At 43.5% G+C, this 648-nt stretch carries 1 protein-coding gene; it reads left to right on the top strand.

Going from position 1 to position 648, the window contains the following annotated elements; genetic code table 11:
* Positions 1 to 10 precede the first annotated feature (10 nt).
* A partial coding sequence (locus ACQRDX_RS09470) for an accessory Sec-dependent serine-rich glycoprotein adhesin (RefSeq protein ID WP_427896647.1) occupies positions 11 to 648 on the top strand: 638 nt, incomplete at its 3' end.

Here is a 648-nt window from a genome sequence, read left to right as displayed (position 1 = left end):
CAAAAAAGGTTTGACAGAAACCTCGCGCAAGAGTCGCGTCAAACTGCACAAATCGGGGAAACACTGGGTAACAACAGTGATGTCTCAAATTGGCTTGTTAAATCTTATTAAAGGCGGTAGCCAAGAAGTTAAGATTAACAATGTGGATCAAGAGCGTTATTCGCTAGCTTCACACTTATTACGTGGGGTTCTTTCAGCAGGAGCAGTTGCTGGAGGTGGCTTGATCTTAGCTGATAGTGTTCAAGCGGAAGAGCAAGTTGCTACAGAAGCATCAACGTCAACAGATATTTTGGCGACAGCTGATCAAGTTTCTTTGACAGCATCAACAACAGAAAGTGCTGTTGTTTCTGAGTCAACAGCTCCAGCTTCAACATCAGCTTCAGTAACAGAAAGTACTAGCACTTCAGCAAGTACAGATGAAGCTTCAGTATCAGCTAGTCAATCAACATCAGCTAGCATTTCAGTTCTTCTTTCAGAAGCTGCATCAGAAGCTGCGTCTGTTTCTGAGTCTAACTCCGTTTCGACTTCAACATCAGCTTCTGTATCTGTATCAGAGTCAGCAGCGGCTTCAACAACAGACAGCCAATCAACTGCTTCATCTGAGTCAACAGCATCAACAACTGCTACAAGTTCAGAAACAGCTGTAAC

Source organism: Streptococcus sp. SGI.013, assembly GCF_050315295.1.
Classification (GTDB): domain Bacteria; phylum Bacillota; class Bacilli; order Lactobacillales; family Streptococcaceae; genus Streptococcus; species Streptococcus porcorum.
This window is presented reverse-complemented; position numbering and strand designations above follow the sequence as displayed.